At 41.9% G+C, this 24,413-nt stretch carries 21 protein-coding genes; 12 read left to right on the plus strand and 9 right to left on the minus strand.

Annotation, left to right across the window (positions count from 1 at the left end; genetic code table 11):
• Positions 1–29: 29 nt before the first annotated feature.
• The 3 genes from ACE1CD_RS32100 to ACE1CD_RS32110 all read right to left on the minus strand — a co-directional run bounded on the left by ACE1CD_RS32100 (position 30) and on the right by ACE1CD_RS32110 (position 3,907).
• On the minus strand, positions 30–1,400 hold the full coding sequence (locus ACE1CD_RS32100) for an L-serine ammonia-lyase (protein ID WP_374827341.1): 1,371 nt from the start codon (positions 1,398–1,400) through the stop codon (positions 30–32).
• A 498-nt stretch (positions 1,401–1,898) separates the two neighbouring features.
• Complete coding sequence (locus tag ACE1CD_RS32105) at positions 1,899–2,678, minus strand: alpha/beta hydrolase (protein ID WP_374827342.1); 780 nt, start codon at positions 2,676–2,678, stop codon at positions 1,899–1,901.
• 344 nt (positions 2,679–3,022) lie between these two features.
• Positions 3,023–3,907: an Rpn family recombination-promoting nuclease/putative transposase gene (locus ACE1CD_RS32110; protein WP_374827343.1), complete on the minus strand. Its 885-nt coding sequence runs from the start codon at positions 3,905–3,907 to the stop codon at positions 3,023–3,025.
• 647 nt (positions 3,908–4,554) lie between these two features.
• Between ACE1CD_RS32110 and ACE1CD_RS32115 the strand changes: the two genes are divergently transcribed.
• The 5 genes from ACE1CD_RS32115 (at position 4,555) to ACE1CD_RS32135 (ending at position 9,074) form a co-directional block, all read left to right on the plus strand.
• On the plus strand, positions 4,555–5,472 hold the full coding sequence (locus ACE1CD_RS32115; protein ID WP_374827344.1) for a hypothetical protein: 918 nt from the start codon (positions 4,555–4,557) through the stop codon (positions 5,470–5,472).
• Positions 5,473–5,919: 447 nt separating this feature from the next.
• Positions 5,920–7,530 (plus strand): FtsK/SpoIIIE domain-containing protein, encoded by a 1,611-nt coding sequence (locus ACE1CD_RS32120; RefSeq protein ID WP_374827345.1) that lies wholly within the window; start codon positions 5,920–5,922, stop codon positions 7,528–7,530.
• A 34-nt stretch (positions 7,531–7,564) separates the two neighbouring features.
• Complete coding sequence (locus ACE1CD_RS32125) at positions 7,565–7,780, plus strand: hypothetical protein (RefSeq protein ID WP_374792376.1); 216 nt, start codon at positions 7,565–7,567, stop codon at positions 7,778–7,780.
• Positions 7,781–7,786: 6 nt separating this feature from the next.
• Positions 7,787–8,452 carry a hypothetical protein gene (locus ACE1CD_RS32130; protein ID WP_374792378.1) on the plus strand — a complete coding sequence of 222 codons (666 nt, stop codon included), beginning with the start codon at positions 7,787–7,789 and terminating at the stop codon, positions 8,450–8,452.
• A 19-nt stretch (positions 8,453–8,471) separates the two neighbouring features.
• The gene (locus ACE1CD_RS32135) at positions 8,472–9,074 is read left to right on the plus strand and encodes an ARC6/PARC6 family protein (protein WP_374827347.1); all 603 of its coding nucleotides are present in this window, start codon (positions 8,472–8,474) and stop codon (positions 9,072–9,074) included.
• A 268-nt stretch (positions 9,075–9,342) separates the two neighbouring features.
• Here ACE1CD_RS32135 and ACE1CD_RS32140 read toward each other — a convergent pair whose 3' ends face one another.
• The 3 genes from ACE1CD_RS32140 to ACE1CD_RS32150 form a co-directional block, all read right to left on the minus strand.
• Complete coding sequence (locus tag ACE1CD_RS32140) at positions 9,343–9,813, minus strand: transposase (protein WP_374792384.1); 471 nt, start codon at positions 9,811–9,813, stop codon at positions 9,343–9,345.
• A gap of 275 nt (positions 9,814–10,088) precedes the next feature.
• Positions 10,089–11,477, minus strand: coding sequence for a TIGR03279 family radical SAM protein (locus tag ACE1CD_RS32145; protein WP_374827348.1), 1,389 nt, complete (start codon positions 11,475–11,477; stop codon positions 10,089–10,091).
• Positions 11,478–11,555: 78 nt separating this feature from the next.
• A complete protein-coding gene (locus ACE1CD_RS32150; protein ID WP_374827349.1) occupies positions 11,556–12,566 on the minus strand; it encodes an undecaprenyl-diphosphate phosphatase in 1,011 nt (336 codons plus the stop codon).
• Positions 12,567–12,738: 172 nt separating this feature from the next.
• Here ACE1CD_RS32150 and ACE1CD_RS32155 point away from each other — a divergent pair, with 172 nt between their 5' ends.
• Both ACE1CD_RS32155 and ACE1CD_RS32160 read left to right on the plus strand, forming a co-directional pair.
• Positions 12,739–13,476 (plus strand): DUF3120 domain-containing protein, encoded by a 738-nt coding sequence (locus tag ACE1CD_RS32155; RefSeq protein ID WP_374827350.1) that lies wholly within the window; start codon positions 12,739–12,741, stop codon positions 13,474–13,476.
• A gap of 114 nt (positions 13,477–13,590) precedes the next feature.
• Positions 13,591–14,589, plus strand: coding sequence for an FHA domain-containing protein (locus tag ACE1CD_RS32160; RefSeq protein WP_374792392.1), 999 nt, complete (start codon positions 13,591–13,593; stop codon positions 14,587–14,589).
• Between the two features lie 37 nt (positions 14,590–14,626).
• Here ACE1CD_RS32160 and ACE1CD_RS32165 read toward each other — a convergent pair whose 3' ends face one another.
• Positions 14,627–14,785, minus strand: coding sequence for a hypothetical protein (locus ACE1CD_RS32165; RefSeq protein ID WP_374792395.1), 159 nt, complete (start codon positions 14,783–14,785; stop codon positions 14,627–14,629).
• Between ACE1CD_RS32165 and psbU the strand changes: the two genes are divergently transcribed.
• Positions 14,784–15,221, plus strand: a complete 438-nt coding sequence (gene psbU / locus ACE1CD_RS32170; protein ID WP_374792397.1) for a photosystem II complex extrinsic protein PsbU — start codon at positions 14,784–14,786, stop codon at positions 15,219–15,221. The genes ACE1CD_RS32165 and psbU overlap by 2 nt on opposite strands.
• A gap of 329 nt (positions 15,222–15,550) precedes the next feature.
• Complete coding sequence (gene nadB / locus ACE1CD_RS32175) at positions 15,551–17,290, plus strand: L-aspartate oxidase (protein ID WP_374827351.1); 1,740 nt, start codon at positions 15,551–15,553, stop codon at positions 17,288–17,290.
• Positions 17,291–17,334: 44 nt separating this feature from the next.
• Here nadB and ACE1CD_RS32180 read toward each other — a convergent pair whose 3' ends face one another.
• Together ACE1CD_RS32180 and ACE1CD_RS32185 are read right to left on the minus strand one after the other, a co-directional pair.
• Positions 17,335–17,550 (minus strand): hypothetical protein, encoded by a 216-nt coding sequence (locus ACE1CD_RS32180; RefSeq protein WP_374792401.1) that lies wholly within the window; start codon positions 17,548–17,550, stop codon positions 17,335–17,337.
• A gap of 211 nt (positions 17,551–17,761) precedes the next feature.
• Positions 17,762–19,987, minus strand: a complete 2,226-nt coding sequence (locus ACE1CD_RS32185; RefSeq protein WP_374827352.1) for a CHASE2 domain-containing protein — start codon at positions 19,985–19,987, stop codon at positions 17,762–17,764.
• 545 nt (positions 19,988–20,532) lie between these two features.
• On the opposite strand from ACE1CD_RS32185, the gene ACE1CD_RS32190 reads away from it, so the two are divergent.
• The 3 genes from ACE1CD_RS32190 to ACE1CD_RS32200 all read left to right on the plus strand — a co-directional run bounded on the left by ACE1CD_RS32190 (position 20,533) and on the right by ACE1CD_RS32200 (position 24,261).
• Complete coding sequence (locus tag ACE1CD_RS32190; protein ID WP_374792404.1) at positions 20,533–21,318, plus strand: WecB/TagA/CpsF family glycosyltransferase; 786 nt, start codon at positions 20,533–20,535, stop codon at positions 21,316–21,318.
• Between the two features lie 400 nt (positions 21,319–21,718).
• The gene (locus ACE1CD_RS32195; protein WP_374792406.1) at positions 21,719–22,858 is read left to right on the plus strand and encodes a hypothetical protein; all 1,140 of its coding nucleotides are present in this window, start codon (positions 21,719–21,721) and stop codon (positions 22,856–22,858) included.
• Between the two features lie 92 nt (positions 22,859–22,950).
• Positions 22,951–24,261 (plus strand): MBOAT family O-acyltransferase, encoded by a 1,311-nt coding sequence (locus ACE1CD_RS32200; protein WP_374827354.1) that lies wholly within the window; start codon positions 22,951–22,953, stop codon positions 24,259–24,261.
• Positions 24,262–24,413 lie beyond the last annotated feature (152 nt).

Consider the following 24,413-nt stretch of genomic DNA (forward strand, 5'->3'; position numbering starts at 1 on the left):
CACTGGAACTAAACCTGCTTCTGCAAAGATTAACATTCGATCGCATTGACTGCCAGCCCACCACGAGCGGTTTCTTTATATTTACTGTGCATATCTGCTCCAGTAACACGCATTGTTTGAATCGCCTTGTCCAGAGAAACGATATGCAAACCATCTCCGCGTAAAGCAATACGAGAGGCGTTGATTGCTTTAACAGCCCCCATCGCATTCCTTTCAATGCAAGGTATTTGAACCAGTCCAGCAACGGGATCGCAGGTTAATCCTAAATGGTGTTCCATCGCGATTTCAGCGGCGTTTTCTACTTGCTGTGGAGTTCCTCCCAGTACTTCTGTTAAAGCACCCGCCGCCATTGAACAAGCAACCCCAACTTCTCCTTGACAACCAACATCAGCACCAGAGATGGAGGCGTTTTCTTTATACAAAATTCCAATTGCGCCTGCGGTAAGTAAGAAGTTGACAATGCGATCGATCGTCGCACTAGGGCAAAATCGAATATAGTAGTGTAAAACCGCCGGAATAATACCTGCTGCACCATTGGTGGGTGAGGTTACAACTCTTCCCCCTGCTGCGTTTTCCTCATTAACTGCAATGGCGTAAACATTCACCCAATCGATAATACTAAGTGGGTCAAGTAGACAAGTTTCACCTTTGGCGGATAATTGACGGTATAGTTCTGGAGCGCGACGTTTTACGTTTAAACCTCCCGGTAAAATACCTTCATTTTTGCAGCCGTTTCTCACGCACTCTTGCATCACTTCCCAGATGCGTAACAGTCCTCGTTGCACTTCTTCTTGAGAACGCCAAGACTTCTCATTTTCTAACATCACTTGGCTAATCGATAAACCTTGTTTTTCGCTGATTTCGATCAAATTAGTAGCGCTTGTAAATGGATAGGGAACCTGACTATTATCATCTTGTTTCCTTTGCGTTTCTTCTTCATCGACAATAAAGCCTCCTCCTACTGAATAATAAACTTTTCTAGCGATTTCCTCGCTGACGGCATTGTAGGCTGTGAAGTGCATTCCATTGGGATGAAAAGGGAGGTTTTGCCAGTGAAATAGAAGATGCTCTTTTTCGCAAAAGGCGATGGGTTTCTTTCCCAATAACAATAGTTTTTCTTCAGTACGTATTTTCGCCACTCGTGCGTCAATTAATGCTGTATCAATTAGTTCTGGCGTTTCTCCCTCTAGACCCAACATTACAGCTTTGTCAGTACCGTGGCCTTTTCCAGTTGCAGCGAGAGAACCAAATAGTTCTACCTTAATAGTTTCAGTTGTATCTAAAAGTTTTTTATTCTGGATAAATGTGGCAAATCTTAATGCTGCACGCATTGGGCCGACGGTATGAGAACTGGAAGGCCCAATGCCGATTTTGAATAGTTCAAAAACGCTAATAGCCATAGGAAAAACTCTCAATTATAAATGATAAACGAGATGCAAACTGGTTATTCTTTATAAGGTTTGAGGTTATTGCGAACCAATTATGCTGACAAATTACTTAGCTAGTAATGTCAGTCGCCTCTAAGTCCTATGTTAAATAATTTTTTTAACTATGATGAGTATGTGGTATGCTTATAGTGCGATCGCATATTTCAACAAATCTTTTAACCGTCAGGCTTGCCTGGATTAAGTTAAGAAAAATTAAGTAGCAAAGGAGCTAATGCTCGCGAAGCATAGCTGTTAAGTTTGCCTATATTTTTATAGCAGAGTTCGTCAGAAATTTTGTTAAAAAAACTTAACAAAGGTAGCTGTAAAAAAGCTCGATCGACAACCTTATTATAGCCGGAAAGGGTTGGATGAGGTACACCCCAGAAACCGGGTTTCTTCAACTCCAGAAACCCGGTTTCTTTAAGAAACCGGGTTTCTGAAGAGGGTTTCTTACTCTAATAAAGCGCTACCCTAGAAAAAGCTGCGGCTTGCTGTGGGTGCAAGCAACCAAGTCATGATTTCCGGTAACCGCTTTTGCCAAGAAGTTTCGTGGTGTATTTCGTTTTCTCCCAAGATAAAATGCAACTCCTCTTCGGAATAACCGAGACTTTTCAAACGAGTGTAAAAATCCTTGGTAATTGGCACATAATCTAACCAAATTCCATAAAAAGAATATTGCTCTTTGCTACCGACATAGAGGAGTATTCTTGACCAAAATCCTGTGCGTCTATCCCAGTAGGAAAACATTTGCGTCCCACCTAACATCAAAGCTGGAGACAGACCGCCTATCCTGCCAAAAATTTGCGGATAGGTTTTGCCTAAATACAATGAAATTAATCCGCCCATACTAGACCCCATGAGAGCGGTATTTTGTGAGTCAGATAGGGTGCGGTAAGTTTTATCGATGAAAGGTTTTAAATGATTGATCAGAAATTCTGCTGTTAAACTACCGCGTCCACCCATCCAAGGAGAATATTCTTCCATTCTGTTTGGTAAGTGGTCGATTCCAACAATAATCCAAGGCTCGATAGTTCCTGCCGATGCCAAACGTTCTAGAGTAGTATTAGCGCACCAAGTATCCCAAACAGCAGATTCCGGGTGAGCGAAAATATTCTGTCCGTCGAACATATACAGCACAGGAAAGCGCTTGTCGGGTTGTTGGTCATAAGCATCGGGAGTAAAGATGCGTATGGTGCGGTTAACTTGTTCTGGAAAAGAGTAAAAGTCGCGAATGATGTGGATGTAGCCCATTGTGGTATGGTTATGGTTATGGTTGTATAATACCGAGGGTGTTTGAATATTAAAGCAGATATATTTATAGTTTAATCAATTGCGATCGATCTGTTGATTAAGAAAGTAGTTGCCAAAAAATCGTTGCATGATAATTAGAAGATATAGGACTTACGCAGAGGAGTTAAATGTAGGGTCAATTCATCAATTGATCCTACTAAATATAGAAGTTTTTTATGAGCGACTGCGTAAGTCTTAATATCAACATACTCGGAGTTAAATTGACTGAGCAACCGCACAGGCGATATGCTTCCGGCAAGCTATGCAAAAGTTCTAGCTAGCAAGTTGTAAATTCATCAATCGAGCTACAGTATTTGACGGATTTCATCCAGACTGTTCGCCGTCCTGATTGCTGACTGAATCGCCTCTAATTTTGCCACATCTTGAATTTGACGAATTTCTGGCATGAGTTCTAAACCTTGGATGCCGAATTTCAATTCTAAACCCAAGGCAATACCGGAAAGCAGTCCTTGCTGCATACCCTGCTGCATACCCTGCTGCATACCTTGCTGCATACCTTGCTGCATACCCTGCTGCAAAATTTCTTGATACCAGGGTGATTCCCGTAACACTGCCATATCCCACCTCATGATTTGCTGAACTAGAGGAATTTCTAATACGAAGCTAGCAAAAAAGGCCAGCAGGGGTTCTAAATCGCTTAATTGTCGGTCAGTTCGCAAAACCTCTAAAGCTTGTCGGACTGCGGACTCCTCACTGCCTCCCTTGAGTACGGGTACAAAGGGGATGAGGGAGGGAAGCGATTGTTGAAAGGCTATTTCGGCGTCTACTTCCCAGAGGTTAATTACATGATAGTCTTGACGGGCGGTTAAGCCTCTGAATAGGGACTCGTAGCGGGTGGGAATTACTACTGAAGGTGATGGCGGTAGGATATTAATCAACACCGGATAAGTGGGTTTATTGTAACGTTCTTCTGCCAGTGCTGCATAAGCTCTCATACGCTGAGGCATTTGAGGTTTGTAACGTAACTGTAGTTCGTTGAGTACGAGAAATTCGCCGTCTTGGGGAGTATAGGCGGTTACCAGTACATCACTTTCGCGACTTACCCACTGGAATTCCGAGGTGATGATATCTCGCACTTGGACATCGGGAATTTGGGTTACCCATTGTACCCAACGGTCGGGTGCCAGACTAATCAAGCGTTTGCTGCCGATATCTGCTGGTTTAGGCATAAAATATGGGTTTTATTTTCGATATGGCGATAATTTGCCTTTATAGCAGTTTATGATTAAATGGGCGATCGCACTTGACTACTGCTGTGGTATGTAAGCCGAGAGGAAAATCAGCCATCCCACATACTGAAGCAGATTCGATTGCAATCGATTAATTAAAAAATCCTTAATTATAAGTAATTTTTTATACAACTATTTATAATGATTAAAACCTAAAATAGATGGACTTTAACCATCAAAAGTCTGCTGGAGCAGTGTATCCCTAAATGGGAACCTCTCCAATTTTGCCGCAAATCATTACCTTTTAACCTCCAGTCTTTTGTAAAGTTTTGTGAGAATTACTGACCTTACGCATAAAAATCCAAATCCGATCCTGATAAATAAGCAGAGGCGAGTCTGAGGTCTTGCAGCAAAAGGCTTGGGCGGGCGGGACGCCCACCCCACAAGAGAGAAGAAATAGAGATTCTTTTTTTGTGGGGTGGGGCATAGTTTCTCGTCGCGCTCCTGTCCTGAAACAAATGAATATACCTTTCTTGTGGGGCGGGCGTCCCGCCTGCCCAGAATTAATCAAAGATGTGAGTTGATTCTACTTTAGTGGATTCGGGAAATTTTGCAGAGCGAGAACAGTTAAACCCAGGAGTAAATCTATGACACAACAACCAAAAAATAATCCAATTGTTCAAGATACAACAAGTAGCAATATAGCTAGAATAGAACCTTCAATACCTCCCCATCTGACGCAATCATGGGTAGTTTGGGAGGGAGCCGCAGTAATCCAGACAAACGGGATAAAACTGGACACAGGAGATTTACACGACCTCTTGAAAAAAGAACTTGAATCGCAAAAAGTGCCTATAGATATTTTCTATACTCCTCATGCTTGCTGGATTATAGAAGGTGCAATGGGTGAGGGCAAGATTGATAAGGAGCGACGAGCGAGAGTAGCCGCTATTCTCAAAAATTCCATTTATACCAATATGCAGTTTATTGCGGGAATTGATTATTTAGGTACAGAATGGGCAAATGTCCAAATGATGATGATCGTCCAGCCTGAAAAGCCGCAAGATGCAGGCCCAAGACCTATACGACCAAAAGAAATTAACACCAAACCATTAATTCCAAACGAAGCAATACTCTTAATGATAATTGTTGGTTTAGTATTGATATTTTGGTCAATGCTTGGTAATAATGCACTTTTGTTTTTGCTAGGTTTACTTGGCAGTATTGGCGCGGTCGTACTGCTCATTCAATCTAATAAAAGTTTAATTGATGCTACAACAAAAAATCAACAGAACTTACGTCAGTATGAATATGATGTAGCGGAATGGGAGAGAAGAGTAGCCAAAATTAAGCTAGAAGAAGAGGAATTGAAAAGAAATCGTTTGTCCAGAAGTTTTCAATGGGATGATTTGAGAGTTATGCTTGAAGTAATGAAACAAACAATAGAAAAGATCGTGAAAGAGCAGATGCTTGACAAAGGTGCGAGTGTTAAAGAAACTATCCAATCAACTAAAGATGAACAAATAATTCCTGAAAGTAAGAAAAATTTGTTTGACGAATTTTAGGAATGAAAATATCTTTAGGAGTTTAAAAGTATACTCATGATGATAACTAACACACCTCCGCTCAGCTATTGGAGAGGCTCGGCAATAATGAAAGGACAGCCTCAAGAGGTTGTTCTTTACAAGAACTTTAGCATTAATATCTTTAAATTAAAAGCAGTTCCAGACTTGATAAAAGAAATAGAGAACTTAGATGATTCTGGAAAATTAGCTTTCGTGGTCGGATTACAAAAAGATTTACTTAAAAATCTAGCTTTATTCAGCTACACGCAATTTGATGATTCAAATGGTGAAATTTCATGCGGGTATAGTCTCCGCATAATTTATAAAAAGCCAAGTCAAGGATCTCAGATTTCAACTGAAATATATTTGCTAGCAAGAGTGGCGAGTAATAGTGATCGAGAAATATATTCATTGAAAGAGAACCAAGCAAAATATATAGAAAGTAGTTTGCGATCACAACTCTACAAATTTGGTTTTGACGAACAAAATCAATTTAATTGGCAACCTACATGGCTTAACTATAGTCAGCCACCATACTGTTATGAAATCATTAAAAATGAAGAAGTATTCCAATGGCTGGAAGCAGACAAAAAATATTTTTATTCTCCCGGTAACTTCCAAGCCAATAACCGTAACAACATGATAGCTTTGTACGAACAGCTACAAGCATATAGCGAAGATGTTTGTATTGATATAACTCTCGTTCCCACCACAGTTGAACCTTATGAAAAAAATACAATTTCTCGATATATAGAAGCATTAGCCGTAGCAGCTAGAGGTGTGCACGAAGAAAAAATTAATCCTGATAGCAACGCAAAAAAAGTCAAGTCAGTATACGAAGAAATCACGAAAAAGTATTATTATGGCATAGTATTTCTGTCTAGCTTAAGAGTTTTTTCACCTTCGCAGTACATCTGCCAAAGTGTAGCCAATCAGTTAGCAGCAAGCTGTATCGCAAATACAGTTAATCCAAGATTGATACAAGTAGCTGACAGGAAATATGCAGTACAAACTGCGTTACAAGTAAATGTAAATGACAAAGCTTGTGTGGCCGGAATGTGGGATATAACTGGCAACAAACCGGATGGTTTTCAGGGTGGCCCAGAAACTTTGCGAAGACTGCATCGCCTGATAGATTTGGATGAAGCATCGGCTTTTTTCCGTTTACCGATTCCGATAAATCAAGTTTGTCCCGGCGTTCCGTGTAACAGCAATATAGTATCTAGTAACGAATCTGCAAATCAGTTACCCGAAATAGTTCCCATAGAAGATTTGATTCGGGAACATGGAAAACTGATTACAGAAGATACATATATTGTGGGAATCGATCCCAATGCAAAACCCTGCGTTTCTAATTTAATGAATATCGCTCACCGCTTGATTGCTGGAGTACCGGGTGCTGGGAAAACGAACTTCATCAATTCTGTCATTTATCAGTTTTTGTACGCCAGTCAAAAGATTAAAGCAGAGCGACAAATTTATATTGTCGATTTTCAAGCCGGGTTGTATTTTGAAAGAATCGCTAAGGCTCATCCTAATGTAAAGCTAGTAACGGAATTCGAGCAGTTTTTGGATGTTCTCAATCATCTCATAGAAGTATATAAGAAGAGACGACAAACCCTTCGAGATGAAGATGTTGAAAATTTAAAAGAATTGAGGGAAAAGTGTAATAGTAACGAGCATAGGATAATGTTAGTCATTGATGAAGCAGCATCTATTTTAGATGCCGAGCGCAAAATCAAAGAAAATATTAATAGCGCTTTGCGAACCCTTACTCTTAAAGCTCGTGCTACTGATATTAATATCTTTTTCTGCACTCAACAACCTACTACCGAAGTTATTGAGGGACAAATTTTAAATAATATGGATGAGAGAGTAATTTTTCGAGTCCAATCGACTGTTAGCGTCAGGTTACTGGATGAAGACATAGCAGCAAGTTTACCTGTCAATCCAAAAGGTAGAGCTATTTACAGAGATTTAGGAGGATATGAACCAGAATTGAAAATTGTGGCGACACCTTACGTACCGAAGGATGTTTGGAATAAACCTTTTGGTTAGTTGAAAGTTTTTGAGTAATATTTGGAGGTAGTTTATGGCATTGATAGAGCAAATTGAGGAATTTCAAACAACCATGAATAAGGTGATGGAATTGGTTGAAGAAACCAAAGACTTAGCTGCACAAATAGAAAATTTTTCTATTGGTGAAGCACGGGAAAAAATGAAGGTTATTTTGGATTTGTGTGCTGATGGAATTAAAAATTTGCAGGATGCTACGTCGCAAGCTGAGGACATTCAAAAAATTTTGTGAGGATAAATGAGCATTAAGGAAGAATGCGAATTGCTTCAATCACTTCTGGGCCAAGCTATTAGCTTAATCGCTGAAGCAAAAAGTAGTGCTGACGGTCTGGAAGATTGCGGCTTATCTGAGATGGACGGTCAGATTTCTTCTATCTTGGATATTTGCTCTGAAGGAATGAACTGTCTGAAACAAAGTCAGGAGAAGATAGAATTGATTCAAGGAATGTTTGGCGATCAAACTTTTTCAGCAACGGCTAGTAAAAATGAAAACTTGGCAAATAGCCAGTTAGAAAAAACTATTCAAGATTTGCAAAAATCGATCGATGAAGTGCAATCTTGGGTTCGAGGTAGTTTAAAACAAGCAGTTCAAACTGGTAAAAATTTTCAAACAACTTTAATGATGGTAACAATGCTTTATGGCGGACTGATTACGAAAGGAATGGAAGATTTTGTTGAGCCAATTAAAGAAATAAGCAATAGTGTAGTTGCTCCATTGACATCAAAAAAATCTGGTTTCTCAATTATTAAGGAAACTGAGAATAAAATGCACGAAAAACTTGGTATAGATTCTGAATTTCAAAAGTTGGACACTTCTAGGGAACCAGATAAAAAAAGGAGAAAAAGGGAATCAGAAATATCTGGTGAAGTAAGCAATCAACCTGGAAGCAGTGGAAAAAAATAGATCGAGGTAGAATCATACTATGAATGAAGACCAAGAAAAAAGTAAACTCTGGAAAACTTATTATATAATTTTCGGTGTTATGATAGGCGGGTCTGTGTTAATTGTTAGCGTACAAGCTGCATGGAACGCTATTCAACAGAGTATGTCGCGTCCCGCAGTAGAAAGTAGTCCACCATCTACCAGATCTTCTCCTTCAACCACTTTATCTATTCAACCACCACCACCAAATTCAAACATTTTTACACGAGAGGAAGCTGTAAATGTAATTACGAGATATATGGAAGCGAAGCCAAAAATTTTTGCTCCTCCCTACGATCGGCAACTTGCTGGTAGCCTTACTACAGGTAAAGCTTATGATGATACCACTAAATCTGGTGGACAAATTGACTATCTAAAAGAGCGCAATGCTTGGTATGAATATGGAAAGTATCAAGTCGATCCTACAGGTTACTTTGAAGTTACTGACGGACAAGCACAAATTGAAGTCAGAGTTACCCAAGATTTCTACTATTACGAGTATGGCAAATTGAAAAACTCTTACAATGGTTACTCTAAGGTATATCGATTTACGCTTATTTTAGAAAATGGCACTTGGAAAATAGCAGATAGAAACTCCCTATAAAACAAAGCTGGTTCCTAATTGAATTGGTGATGGCTTTAGAGGTAAAATAAGCCTTATCTTAATACCTGAAATTGTGTGACAGGCAAGATGCCTATCCCACAAGAGGTGCAGATATTATTTCCTAGCGAAATTCATATGCTTTAGCTTGCTGCTTTTATGTTTACTAAGCTTTGATACCTGTGTGTGACAGGCAAGATGCCTGTCCCACAAGAGTTGCAGATATTATTTCCTAGCGAAATTCATATGCTTTAGCTTAATGTTTCCCTGTTCAATTACTTATTTGCCAGAAAAATGGATATTCTTCTGGGGTAGCAGCAAGATTAACTTTCACCGGATTTTGTCTTATATATTCCCACTTTTGAAGAAACTCTTCATTATTTCTAATAATACGGTCATGGCGCTCATCTTGCCAAACTGTGCCAATATGTTTCATCACTTTAGGAATTTGCTTTGAACTATAGCTTTTAATGCTGTGCATAATACTACTAAGCGACCAAAATTCATCCTCTGATTTTGGCAATGGCTGAATTAGTAAATGTGCATGATCTGGCATCACAACTAGGCAGTATATCTTATATCTTTTGTTGTCAAAAAATTTCCAAGCATTGACAACAATTTGTCTAGCTTCTGGAGTTAATTCCAGTTTTTCCCAAGTATTGAAAGTGATAAAATACACTGCTCCATCTAGTTCCCAATGAGGCAACTTTCTTTGGCTAATTTTAAATTTTGGTTCTTTCATTTGAATTTTACTTTGTTAGTTAATTCAGCCTAATCTATTGCTGGTATAAGCAGGCAAGATGCCTGCTCTACAAGAGGAAGCAACTTTTTGTATTTTTGTGGGACAGGCAAGATGCCTGTTCTACAAGAGGAAGCAACTTTTTGTATTTTTGTGGGGCAGGCATCTTGCCTGCCCTACAAGAGGAAGGCATTTTGCCTGCTCATTCCCACAAATAACTTTTAAATATTTGTAGCAAGCAAGATGCTTGCTCTACAAGAAAGAAACAATAAATTTTTTTACTCTTGTGGGGCAGGCATCTTGCCTGCCTCTTGTGGGGTGGGCATCTTGCCTGCCCCATACCGCATACAACCCTCTATTAATCCTTCAACACCCGACACTGGCAAAATCTTTGTCCCCAACTTATCAGCTAATTCCTCAACTGTCATATCATCCAAAAATTTAGTATCCCCATGCTTCAACATCAAAGCTGGCAATAATATCCCATCTCCCAAATCTTTTCCTTGCAAGTTTTCCAGCAAATCTTGACCTGTCAGCAAACCTGTAACTGTAATATTCTGACCCCAATATTTACTTGGGAAAGCTGCCATATTTACCTGCAATCCTTCCACTTGATTGAGTCGTTGCAGAATCGGTTGAAATGCTAGTTCAACTGCGTTTCCCACTACCCAGGTAAATTTTCGCGGTGGGTAAATTTGGGGAGGTAAGTCTTTGGCTAATAACTCAAATTTTTTCAAAAATAGGCGAATTGAACCGACACCATTATCTATTTGTGGATACTCTTCATAGTGGGATTCTGGCGGGAGTTCTTCACCTGCGATTAAAAACCATTCATCGGCTAACCAAACACAATTTGTCCCGTTTTTTTTGCGAAGTTCTGTCTGAAGTTTCTGTACTTGGGAAATTACTTCTCGTGCTTTTGCGGGTGTGACTGGTGTCAGTTCATCTTCTGCTGGGCGAAAGCGGGTTAAACCAACGGGGACAACGGCGACAGATGCGACGGCGGGAACTTCACCTTTGTGGAATTTTGCTAAGTCGCGGAGTGTTGTTTCTAGATGAAGGCTGTCATTAATTCCCGGACAAACAACGATTTGGGCGTGAATTTGCAGACGCCGCTTTTTAAACCAGTTTAGCTGTTCTAAGATTTGTCCGGCGCGAGGATTTTTTAGGAGGCGAATTCGCACTTCTGGTTCTGTGGCGTGAACAGATACGTAGAGTGGAGATAGGCGCATTTGCTCAATGCGATTCCATTCTTTTTGGGTGAGGTTGGTTAGGGTTAAATAGGAGCCGTAAAGGAAGCTGAGTCGATAGTCATCATCTTTAAGATAGAGAGATTTTCGTTTGCCGGGTGGCTGTTGATCGATGAAGCAGAAGGGACAGCGGTTATTGCACTGGATTAAGCCATCGAATAAGGCTGTTTCAAATTCCAATCCCAAGTCTTCGTCGTAGTCTTTCTCAATTTCAATATGATGAGTTTTACCTTTGGTGTCTAATACTTCGAGTTCGAGAAATTCGTCGGCACATAAAAATTTATAGTCGATGAGGTCGCGGGGACGATCGCCATTAATAGAAACGATGCGATCGCCCGCTTCAAACCCTATTTCAGATGCGATCGAGTTGGGGATAACTTTGGTAATTAAGGCAGGACTAATAGTAGTTTCGCTCATAGGTAATTGTCAGTTGTCAGTTGCCAGTTGTCATCAGTCAGATGTTATTCCATTAAGTACTGATTACTGACTATCCTATTAGCTATTTTGCAGTAATCCAGTGCCGATCGCTCCCAAGATGGCCACCCCAAACAACAAGCGATACCAGATAAACACCCAGGTACTCTGCGTTTGCAGGAAGCGCAACAACCAGGCGATCGCTAGATAGGAGAAAATTGCCGCTGAAATGACGCCAACTATTACTGAAATCAGTCCGGCGTCGCCTAAGCCTTGTTTGACGACATCTTTTAGTTCAACCAATCCAGCTAAGGTAATGGCCGGTATACCTAACAAAAAGGAAAAACGCGCCGCCGTCCCTCGTTCTAAACCCATGAATAACCCAGCTGTCAGGGTGGAACCGGATCTCGATACACCGGGAACCAATGCCATTGCCTCAGCTAATCCCATTAATATCCCATCTCTGACTCCCAAGGTGTTAAATTTGCGCTTGCGCTTTCCCAGTTTTTCTGCAATGCCCAGCAACACGGACATGACGATCGAGGCTGTGGCGATCGCTGCTAAACTCCGCACGGGTGAGTTATCAAAGTCGGGAATCAGGATTTTAATCAGCAACCCGAAGAAAACAATCGGTATGGTTCCCAGAATAATTCCCAACCCGATTTGAAAGTCTTGGGAATCGTAATTTTTGGTGACGATCGCTTCTATAACACCAATTGTGATATTTGTCAAGTCTCGCCAGAAGTACCACAACACGGCGGCAATACTACCCAGTTGGATTACGGCTGTAAAGGCGACACCGGGATCTCCCCACCCCAGCACTACAGGTACGACTTTAAGATGAGCCGTACTGCTGATGGGCAAAAACTCGGTTAAGCCTTGCACTATACCTAATACGATCGCCTGAAATATATTTACCTGTGCAGCTGGTGGAGTCGCTGCTTTTTCAAGTGTCGCCGCCACTGAGAGATGTGTGCCCAGAGCGTTTAGAAATAAAGCTAAAAGAGTGCTGGCAGAACTTGTGCCAGCAAAGGTGAAAAGTTGATGTTTTGATAAACCCATATTTTCTTCTCTGCACACGCGATCGAGCATAGCCTATCTGGGGAGTAGGTAGCTGCTAGTTGTTCATACCCCTATCCCTACTACCAAGTACTCTATTCCCAATCCTGAGAAACTACGATAAAATAAAAAAATGCCCCTGGGGGGGATATTTTTTGTGATATCTTTAATAAGATAAACTTTAGTTACAAAAATTAATAAGACTTTGTTTAACGATACCTTGTCTACCTTGACATCTGTACCCGCTTCTGTATCGCCAGCCCAATCTGGTGAAAGCTATGCCGCGACTTTCCGGTGGCGAATCGGTTCCAAGAGAGCCTGGTTGCTTTTCGGGGCGGCTTCGTTTCTAGTTTCAATACCTGTGTTCGCTCAAGCGCCGTTAGTGCGCCTGCTGCCAGTGCTGAGTTTACTCTTAACTGCGGGCTGGGTGGGATTGAGTTTCGGGCTGATGAGGCGTCGGGAAACCCAAATATGGGGAGACTTGCTGCTGGGATTCAGCTGGAGTTGGTTAGCGGGATCGATTTATTGGGGCTGGTGGCGCTGGGAGCCGCTGATCCATCTGCCGATCGAAGCCATTTGTCTGCCGTTAGCGCTTTGGTGTGCGGGGCGGAACATCTGGAAAGTGGGTAGCTTATTTTATTTAGGTTCCCTGTTTGGCACAGCGGTGACAGACATATACTTTTACGCAGTCGATCTGATCCCTTCCTGGCGACAGTTAATGCAGGTAGACCCAGCGTTAGCGACTCCAATTTTACAAAATGCGATCGCGCAGGTGCAGACACCTTGGGGGATCGCATGGGCAGGAGCACTTGCTGCTGTTCTTTTAGTGGCGGGTACTTTACCCTTACGCTTTGGGCAGCTACACTGGTGGGCGTTTAGTGGAGCAGTGTTGAGTACAATTTTTGTAGATAGCCTGTTTTGGTTAGTCGCCTCAGCCGCCTGAGCGAGCTTTTCTTGCTAAAAGAATCGCTCTTAGGAGGTATGACAGACACTTTAGATACCTTAATTGCTATCGACGTTTGAGACTCTGACTGGCTCTTCGTCGCTTCTTTTATCTGTGGTGACGTTGCAACCCACTACTACTCCATATCTTTTACTTCGGACCGATTCCGGGAATCGCTATCTTCCATTAGTGGGCAGTCATTGCTGGACTATCGGTCGCAGCGATGACAACAATTTTGTGATACCCGATCGCTGGATTTCTCGTAACCATGCGATGTTACAAAGTATGGAAACCGGGGAATTTTATCTCATCGATCTTGGTAGTCGCAATGGCTCGTTTGTGAATGGGCGACGGGTAAGCGTACCCGTAACCTTGAAGCATGGCGATAACCTAACCTTCGGTCAAACTGAATTGGAATTTTTCTCTCCCACCGTCAGCTACCAGGCTAACTCTTCCACCAGTTCGCACTCGGATGAGTTGACGGCGACATCCACATTACACGTTCGCCGTCTGATCTCGGTGATGGTGGTGGATATCCGCGACTTCACCGTTTTAACCAGACAACTTGACGAAAAAATTCTTTCCGAGTTGATCGGTACCTGGTTTCGTCATTCCGGCAGCATTATTCGGGAACACGGCAGCTGGGTGGACAAATATATCGGCGATGCGATCATGGCGGTTTGGTTTCACGGTAGCCGAGGTATCTCCGATCAAGAGATGACCGGCATTTGCAATGCGCTCAGCGATCTCTACAAAATGACGGAGGAGTTACACGCCCAGTATTCTTTACCGTTCCCGTTGCGAATAGGGGCGGGAATTAATACGGGGTATGCGATGGTAGGCAATACGGGAAGTGGCGATCGACCCGACTATACTGCTTTGGGGGATACGGTGAATGCTGCTTTTCGCCTGGAATCTTCCACCAAGGAACTGCACCTGGATGTTGCCTTGGGGGAAACTACTTATAAATATCTGTTGCCATTGGGGATCGAGCAATCTGGTTTCAAGCAATACACTGTCCATCTCAAGGGCTACGATAAGCCGACGCTAACTTACGCAGGCACGTTTGCCAACTTAGATACTTTGTTGCAAACCCAGCCCCAAAATCAATGATACTGTTGGTTTACAACGAAACCATTAGTGTGAAAAACTAAACTTGGCCTGCAAGGGTCTTGTTTTGGAGGGCGATCTCAACGCTCCTACCAATTGCCTGCTTCACTGGTGAGAAAACGTCAAAAGCCAGATAATTATCTTTGTTAGAAGCTGTGTGTGGATGTCCATCTGCTTTTGTAGGGAGGTTTTTATTCATGAAACGATTGCTGCGCTTGCTGATGATGTTTGTGCTGGTATTGGGTTGCTTCGGATGGCTGGGGCAATCTCATGATGCGATGGCGGCTTCTTTGACTGGTGTCGCGTTACGTTCAGCCCCAATATTGGCGGCAGAGACGGGAGAAGTGCTGCGGAATAAGGTTGACGCTAAGCTGGGCGAAATTGGCGGAAAAATTGATTTAAACAACACCAATGTGCGGGCTTTCCGGCAATTCCCCGGATTTTACCCGACGCTGGCTGGGAAAATCGTCCGAAACGCTCCTTATGAAAAAGTTGAGGATGTGTTGGCAATTTCCGGACTGAGCGATCGGCAGAAAGAACTTCTGCAAGCTCGGCTGGATAACTTTACCGTGACGGATATCGAAGCCGCAATGGTAGAAGGAGACGACCGGATTAACAACGGTATCTATCGTTAATTTTCACGCCCGATCGTACAGAGGCTGGAAAGAAACGAGGAATTTCTTTTGTCAAACAAATTTTCCGTGTCTGGGTTGTCTGAGCAGTTGCCAGGATAATTTAAAATTGTAGATTTCAGATTTGAGATGAAATTTCAATCTCAAATCTGGAATTTAAAATTGGCAATGTCCCATTCTCCCATACCCAGCCCTCTAGCTTCTGTCGATCGATATTTTTGGCAAAATGCTAACTAATCTCACCGGTAGATTTAGGGCTACCAAAAGCCCCGCCTTCTTACAAGGCGGGGTAGTTTACTACTGTGGTAGTGGGATTTTTGTAGGAGCCATTTTTGAATTCTTCAGATTTCAGTTCTCTAACCAATCTAGATTTTCCCAGCCAGTTCGATGTTTTGGTAGTTGGGGCGGGTGCGGCTGGGTTATATGCGGCGCTTTGCTTGCCAGACCATTTCCAAGTCGGGTTGATCGGTAAAGATAAATTGCCTCTGTCTGCCAGCGACTGGGCCCAGGGTGGGATTGCAGCTGCGATCGATCCTAGCGATTCGCCGGATTTACACATCGAAGATACAATGCAGGCCGGTGCGGGTCTTTGCGATTTACCTGCTGTGAAGTTTTTGGTAGAGCGGGCACCTGAATGTATCCAGTCACTGGTAAATATGGGTGTGGCATTCGATCGGCATGGGGAGCGGCTGGCCATGACTCTGGAAGCAGCCCACTCTCGTCCCCGCGTACTGCACGCAGCCGATACTACCGGTCGGGCAGTTGTCAGTACTTTGACAGAAAAAGCATTGGCTCGCCCGAATATTCGAGTGATATCGTCAGCTTTTGCGTTTAATTTGTGGATTAACCCGGCCAACGGTCACTGCCAGGGGCTTTGCTTGTTGTACCGAGATCGGGCGATCTGGGTGCGAGCTGGAGCTGTGGTGCTGGCGACTGGGGGCGGGGGTCAGGTATTCGCTCACACTACTAACCCAGGTGTGAGTACTGGGGATGGAGTGGCGATCGCCTACCGTGCTGGTGCGATTTTGCGTGACTTAGAATTTTTCCAATTTCACCCGACCGCCTTAACTAAGACAGCAGCTCCCCGCTTTTTGATCAGCGAAGCGGTGCGAGGAGAAGGTGCCTACTTAGTAGATTCTCAGGGAAACCGCTTTGCTTTCGATTACCATCCTCGTGGCGAACTTGCGCCCAGAGATGTGGTCAGCCGCGCTATTTTCAGTCATTTGCAGCAAAGTGGGGAAGACCGTGTTTGGCTAGATTTGCGACCCATCCCACCTGAGAAAATCCGCCGCCGATTTCCCAATATCATTGAGGTTTGTCAGCGCTGGGGAGTCGATTTGTTCAGCGAAGCGATTCCCGTCACGCCAGCCGCCCACTATTGGATGGGAGGTATTGCTACGGATTTGATGAATCGTACCTCGATTCCTGGGTTGTATGCGCTGGGGGAAACGGCTAGTACTGGTGTCCACGGTGCTAATCGTCTGGCGAGCAATTCGCTGCTGGAATGTATTGTGTTTGCTGCCCAAATGGCCAATCTGGAGATTGGCGACTGGAAAGAAGATCGGCAACTGGAATCTGGGGAAATTTTTTCGCAATCTTCGATCGTCAACGTTTCCGAAAACCTTAGCTCGTCGGTGAGCTTAAAAATATTGCCTTCCCACACGTCAGATATAGAAAAGGTAGAGTGGCTGCGACAAGAGTTACCCCTCTTGATGTGGCAAAGTGCCGGAATTTGTCGTCAGCAGGATGTTTTGGAGGGGGCGATCGCGCAAGTGCAAGTGTGGCGGCAGGAATTTGCGGCTTTGGAGCTAAGTCAATATCTGCTAAATATACAACCCGGTCAGTTAGTTAAATTTACCGAATCGATCGCCGACCTAAAACTGCGGACTTGGGGAGAAACTTATAACTTACTGGATGTTGCGTACTTGATCCTCAAAAGTGCTGCTTTTCGCACAGAAAGTCGAGGCGGTCATTATCGAATAGATTTTCCGCAACCGGACAATAGTTGGCAAGTTCACACGGTTGTGCAAAAAGACAAATGGTGGCAATCTCCACCCGTTACAGTTAGTTAACATCTGTCGGGGAAATAACCGTTCTGGCAAGACCTTACTTAGCGCTAGCGAGTTCCAGAGCCTGTGGAGCTGTCGGGAGCGTCGCATTTTTCTTGGCAGGATGGCTGGTAATTGTAAAACTCCTCTAGCTGAGTTTCCGAGCTGGATAAGAAATCAGTTATCCGATCGGAGGAGGCTGTAGCTAGGCTGATTTCCGGGGTAATTAATAAGCCTCCGACTAATAAAGTTGCCACACCTGCGAAGCTGAAAAAAGTCTTCATAGCAGATCTCTTATCCCATCGATTAACAGTATATTCACTGAATTCAATTTGCTAAGTATATTTACTGTAATTTCATATAATCATTAAATATCCTTCACAGATCTAGGGCGATCGACTAACCAGGATACAAGTAGTGCGATCGCAAATCCGGGTTGATTACCCCCTTTATTGCGATCGGCTGTACAGACGTTTCATTTGGGTGGGTAGAATTTCACAAAAACTCGTATTTGTTTTTACCCTGTTGTTTGGCACGGTACATAGCCGCATCAGCATTTTTAATCAAGGTGTTCATGTCGTCACCGTTGAGAGGGAAGAGGCTGATGCCAATACTTATGGTGACATTAATTGTCTGTCCGTTCAGGACAAAAGGCTGGGTAATGGCGTCGATAATTTTATCAGCAACTATTGTGACGTCTGACACGCTCTTAATTATTGGCAAAATTACGGTAAATTCATCGCCACCCAGCCGGGAGACGGTATCGCTACTCCGTAGACAGTTAGTGAGTCGATCGGCAACGCCTTGTAGCAGCAAGTCACCCATATCGTGTCCTTGAGTGTCGTTGATTTGCTTGAAGCCATCGAGATCGAGAAACAGCAGCGCCAGCAGTCGCTCGTTTTGTGCCGCCCACTCTAATGATTGGCTGAGCTGTTCGTAAAAAAGTTTTCGATTCGGTAAACCGGTAAGACTGTCATGATAAGCTAAATGACGCAACCGATCTTGTGAAAGTTTAAGTTCGGTGTTGTAACGAACCAACTCTGCGGCGGTGCGTTTGAGGTCTTCCTCCAATCGCTTGCGTTCGGTAATATCTCTAATTACTCCAACCAAAAATACGTTGCCAGCTGCATCTGTGTGAAGAGATCTTTTTGTGGCGATAAGATGAGTATTTCCCCGGGCATCTGTGAATCTCTCTTCATTTTCGGTAGGCTTGGCGCTCTGAAAAACTAATTCATCTTGCTGCCAAAAAATGTCGGCTTCGTGGCTGGGAAAAAAATTATAATCTGTCTTTTCAATTAAAGTGTTGAAGGGATACCCCAGGAATTGACAGTAAGCTTGATTCAAAACAATCCATCGGTGTTGTTTGTCTTTGACGAAGACGGGATCGGGAATGGCGTTGATTACGTTTTGTAAAAATTCTTTAGAGCGCTTCAATTCTTCTTTCAATTGGGCAATATAAGCTGTGATTACTGTCGCGGAACCGGCAAGGGCTACCAGGGGAGGAATGACTGGTATCCACCAATAAGCCAAGAAAGCCAAGTAGGCACAGGCGATGAGGCTGTTTCCTGCCAGGAGGAGAATTAAGATAGAGCGAGCCACTGAACGCGATCGCCAGATTAAAATTGCTCCTAGCCAAGACCAAACCAAAATCCAAAGCCATTCGATCGGATCTGACCAAACGGCGATCGTTCCTTGTCCGGACTGGGCGGCAGTGAGAATTTGGCCCAGAAAATTGGCTTGCAGTTCGACACCGGGAATAGGCTGGGCGGATTTAACGAGATCGCTGGTGTAAGGAGTATAGAAAAAATCCTTGAGGCTGCTAGCGGTGGAACCGATCAGGACGATGCGATCGCGCACCCAATCCTGGGGTATTTTGTTTTCTAAGACATCCGTCATCGAAACTTTGCGAAAGCCGAGCGATGGTTTGCGAAAGTTACCCAAAATTTGGTAGCCTTTGTCATCTGTTCTCACGTAGCCACCGTCTTTGGACTCAAAGGGCCTAAACACAGTCTTACCCAGTTGCAGATAGTTCGTGCCCTTTGCTGCTTGAGGCTCAATGCCTTCCGCCTTCAGATAAATCAATGCCAGATAGAGGGCAAAACTGGTGTGGAGTTTGTTATCTACCCAGCAATACAGCAGGCTGCGACGCACCTTGCCATCGGCATCAACAACCACGTTGTTGAAACCGACTTGTTTTCGCCGATTAAGGGCGGGCGGGGCTAGTACTCCATCGCTAGTTTTATCTTTGACTTTCTCAATGCCAACTATGTTGGGTATGTTTGCGAACGCCTTCTGTAATTCTGTATGACCGGGTTCTTCAGGTAAATCCCGATAGATATCTAAACCAATAGCGCGGGGTTTTTTCGAGTGCAATTTTTGCAGAAGCTGGGCCATAACTCGATCGGGAATAGGCCAACCGTATTTCTGTAAATTTTCCTCTTCAATGGCCACAATGAGAATGCGATCGTCTACTGGTGGTGAAGGACGCAGGCGAAAAAACCAATCTAAAGCGGCCCATTCCCAAGACTGCAATAACCCTGTGCAGCGCAACAAAATAATACAGACAGCTACAGTAGAGGAGGTGATTAATACCCTACGCTCCAACCATAAGCGTTGCTTGAGTCCTGTCCATAGCTCTATAGAGCTTTTGCTAAGCTGCTTAATCATCCCAGTCGCCCAGTTGCTGGTATCTTTGCCATACCTGACTTTATTAATAACCAATGGTTGTCAAAACGTGGAAGTGCGTAATTGGATGACGAGAGTGAATCTTTCTAGAAGCGGGTCATCTTCTAGCCCACCAAATGGGCCACCCTTACGGATCGCTCTTCTTTATCGTCGATAATGAGTATTTGTGTACTTTTTTTGCGCTATTCAGTAATTCCCTCACTTTCTTCACCATAAGATATATCCAATTGGGAGTATGGAGTGGCGTTGAAGCCTTAACCATCTAAGTATAATCTCTATCTTCATATTAACTTTACAGCAAAATACGTAACTTTATGAAATCTTTAAACTGAGCCAGAAAAGGTTTGCTATTCTCACTAAGTAAGGCTAGTAAATTTACGTAAGCAGTTGCTGTAGGGGCGTTCTATCTACTAGATATAAAAGTTCCTGCTATCTGTGTTACTACTGGGATAGGGCTATGTTAATGGCTTTAGTAAGGCAAGAAACTAGGCTCGCCCTTCATTGTTGGTAACTACCTTGAACAGAAACAACTGTAAGGAAAACGTATCGCGTTCGCAGTATTTGTTGCTGAGGTTGCATCAATGAAGAAAGTAAATATTCTAAATCTACCCATTGACAATGTTTCCCAAGTGGAACTGTTAGATAAACTCCAACTTGGCGGTATTGTGTTCACACCCAATGTAGATCACTTGGTTAAATTGCAAAAGGATGGAGAGTTTTATAAAGCCTATAACAGCGCAACTTATAAAGTTTGCGACAGCCAAATAGTGATGTACGCTTCCAAGTTTCTAGGTACGCCACTAAAAGAAAAAATTTCCGGCTCGGATTTGTTTCCGGCTTTTTACAATCACTATAAAGATGACGATCGAGTGAAAATTTTCTTGTTAGGGGCAGCTGAAGGTGTCGCTAAGAAAGCTCAAGAACGAATCAATAAAACAGTCGGAAGAAAAATAATCGTAGACTCATATTCTCCACCTTTTGGATTTGATAAAAACGAAGAAGAGTGCTGCAAAATAGTGGATATTATTAACAAGTCAGGAGCCACTGTTTTGGCAATAGGAGTTGGGGCACCCAAACAAGAAAAGTGGATCGCAAAGTACAAAGACAAACTGCCAAACATAAAAACATTTTTGGCGATCGGTGCGACGCTTGATTTTGAAGCAGGGAACAAACCAAGATCGCCTCAGTGGATGAGTAATATGGGATTGGAGTGGTTATATAGGCTTTTGTCCGAACCTCAAAGGCTCTGGAAAAGATATTTAGTAGATGACCTTCCTTTTATATGGTTGGTTATTAAGCAGAAACTAAATTCTTACAAACTACCCTTAACAAGGGAAAAAAATATTTACGATTTTGACACGAATTGAATCCAAAGCAAATAAGCTTAGAGGCGATTTTTGGCTATAGAAAGCGATGAGCAATAAGTTTATTTATTGGTTATTTTGGGAATTTACTAAGTAAATTCTTATTGCTTCGCTCATCCATATGGAAACCAATTTCTGTATGGTAATTGTTTGCATCTGAGTTAAATAATCAATAAGCTTGGAGTTACATATGATACCCAATTTTTTTTATTCTGATGCAGAATTTTTACTTATAGGGGAGTTTTTTTATAAAATCATAATTTAATAATTTCATTGTTTTTATTCGATCTTTATATAAAATTCATACAAATTAAATATTTTCTAATATATAATTTGAAAAAATCAACCAAAGAATAATTTTTTAAAAACCTTAGTTGTTAATAAATTTATTGGAGACAAGCCAATGATTCAAAAATCATCTCTGAAAAACAGTTTGTTTACTTACAAGTTAATTCAAATATTTGAAAAAGATTCTGAAAAGTCTAAAGCTGATATAAAGTCTATTTTTTGGAAAGCTTTTGCAGCTATTTTGAGTGCGATAGTTATATGGGAAGCGCTCTTACAAAATACCTTAGAAAAAAGTTCAGGTTCTATAACTCATCCAGTATTAGGCAAAATTGCTAAGCCTGGAATTAACGTCCAAGGAGAAGAAGGATTCAGTAAAACAAAAATCAATAATTTAGGGATGAGGTCTGAAAATATTTTAATTAAAGTCAAAAATGAATATAGAATTTTAGCCTTCGGCGATTCATATACGCGAGCTGTTCAAGTGGCAGATGATAAAACTTACAGTTATTTGCTACAAGACGCTTTAAAAAATAAGTCTCGTTTTAATATTAAAAGTATAAACGCCGGAAGAGACGGTGCTTCGCCAGCATATTACATTCATTTGGCAAGCTTTTACAATTCTGTAATTCAACCGGATGCTGTAGTTGTCCAATTGACAGATCAAGATTTCACCGAAGATATTTTCAACAAGAAAAAAGAATTTTATGTAGTTAAAGACGGAGAAAGTTTTGTAACTGTAAAAAACGCAAATTCTTTAAGTGACGATGCTTTATCGCAAATATTCATACAGAAATTTCCGCAGCTGCGCTTTATGCTGGAATACTCAGTTTTGCGCGTAGGCGGAAAAAATTTACAAAGCTTACTAGGGACAAAAGAAAATAAACTGAGCTTACCCGCATCTAACTCTTCCCAAAAGAAGCTAAAAAACCTATCTCGTTATGAGGCTGTCATAGATTGGACAGTAGAAAAATTCAAGAATAAATATCCAAAAGTAGTAATTCTGTATCTTCCGGATTACAATAACATAAATCAAAATCCTACAGAAATAGAAACAGCTTTGACGAAGTTTACTGCTAAGCATAATGTTGATTTTGTCAACATGAGGCAAGATTTTATTAACTACCATCAAGCACATCACCAACGTGTTCACGGATTTAATAACACTGTACCTGGTACGGGACATATTAATGAAATAGGTCATGAATTAACCGCTAAGCATCTGGCAGAAGTTTTTGAAACGAGGATAATCAAATGATATTTTCGAGCATTGAGTTTTTTATCTTTTTTGCTATAGTACTGCTCTTAATGATATTGATAAGAGCGAATAACATCAAAAGAGCAATACTTTTGGTAGCCAGTTATTACTTCTACGCCTACTGGGATTACAGATTTAGCTTTTTGATGTTGGCTATGACTTTAGTCAACTATTACGTAGGATTAAAAATTGAAGGTAGCCCAAACTCAAAAAGTAAAAACACATGGCTAACAGGAGGTGTGGTATTTAATTTAAGCGTTTTAGGCTTCTTCAAGTATTTCAACTTTTTTATAGGTTCGCTCAATGTTGTTTTAAACAACTTTAATGTCAAACTGCCTTTCTTAGAGATTATCCTGCTGATCGGTATATCATTCATTACATTTGAGGTAATGAGTTACATCATTGATATTTACCGAGGAGTCAACAAGTCAGCGAAAAGTTTTTGGGATTTCGCACTGCTTGTAGCGTTCTTCCCTCATTTAATCGCAGGGCCAATTCTCAAGCCAAAACAGTTTTTGCCGGAAATAGAGAAAGAGGTTGTTATTAAATGGAAAAACATCAGCTATGGGATGCAAATATTCTTGCTAGGTTTAGTTAGGAAAGTGGTGATTGCAGACAGATTAGCAATGTTTGTAGACCCGGTATTTAAAACACCGCAAGATTACAGTTCGATTACAATTTGGTTAGCTGTTGTAGCTTACGCTATGCAAATTTATTGCGATTTCTGCGGTTACACAGACATGGCGATCGGTGTAGCAAAATGCTTGGGTTTTGATGTTCCCAAAAACTTCGATGTACCTTACATTTCCCTAAGCGTTACGGAATTCTGGCGCAGGTGGCACATATCTCTTTCCAATTGGTTGAGAGATTATTTATATATCTCTTTAGGTGGCAATCGGAAAGGCAAAATCAGGCAGTATTGTAACCTTTTAATTGTCATGTTGTTAGGCGGATTGTGGCATGGTGCTAGTTGGAATTTCGTTGTGTGGGGTGGCTTACATGGCGTAGCATTAGCAATCCATAAAATTTATCTGGATTTAGTAGGTAAAAAACCAAAAAATCAACAATCCTATTTGTATAGCTTTGGCGCTTGGTTGCTCACCATAATATTTGTCTTAGTGACATGGGTTTTCTTTAGAGCGACTGACTTTTCTATCTCCTCTCTGATGGTTCAGAAAATGTTCTATCTGACAAACTCAGAAGGAATTAACTGGTTTGCCAGTTCCCTGACTCTGACTGTTCCTATTTTGATTATCTGCGATTATGTGGGAACCCAGTTGAATAAAGGTGTAAGGTTACAGCTAAGCACTTTTAGAGGATTGTTTGTGATGTTCTTTGTCATGCTTGGCTTGCTGTTCTTAGCACCTCAAAATCCCTCTCCGTTTATCTACTTCCAGTTTTAAGTAGTAGGTTTTCCTCCTACCAGCACAAATGAAGAGACAAAAAATTTCTGTTTAATAAGTTCGATCGCTCTTCTCATTCAATCGCCCAGTACTATAAGGGAGCCGATGCCATGTTATTTAACTCATTTGAATTCATTTTTCTGTTTCTGCCC

Origin of the sequence: Aerosakkonema sp. BLCC-F183, from assembly GCF_041929145.1 — a bacterium.
GTDB lineage: Bacteria > Cyanobacteriota > Cyanobacteriia > Cyanobacteriales > Aerosakkonemataceae > Aerosakkonema.